Source organism: Dellaglioa sp. CoH-57-MRSF-20 (assembly GCF_056781955.1).
Window position 1 is genome coordinate 1 of record NZ_JBXAXV010000310.1, and the last position, 249, is coordinate 249.

At 65.9% G+C, this 249-nt stretch carries 1 protein-coding gene; it reads right to left on the bottom strand.

Annotated elements, in window-relative coordinates; translation table 11 throughout:
* On the bottom strand, positions 1-249 hold a 249-nt coding region (locus AC1RPN_RS09140; RefSeq protein ID WP_481763869.1), incomplete at both ends, for a fluoride efflux transporter FluC.

A 249-nucleotide genomic window follows, 5' to 3' on the forward strand; every position in this document is an offset into this window, starting at 1 on the left:
GTTCGAGGCGAACGGTTTCGAAGCTTGCCGTGCTGAAGGTCGTGTAGCCGCCGAGGAACCCGGTTCCGAGGATCAGCCGCCATTCCACAGGCAGAAAATGGGTGAGCGCCAGGCCAGTCACCAGGCCGAGCAAGAACGAACCGGTGACGTTGATCACTGTGGTTCCCAGCGGGTAGGCGATCCGGACGCGAGCCTTGATCAGCCCGTCGACGACCAGGCGGAGCGCGGCACCGGCACCGCCTGCGGCGC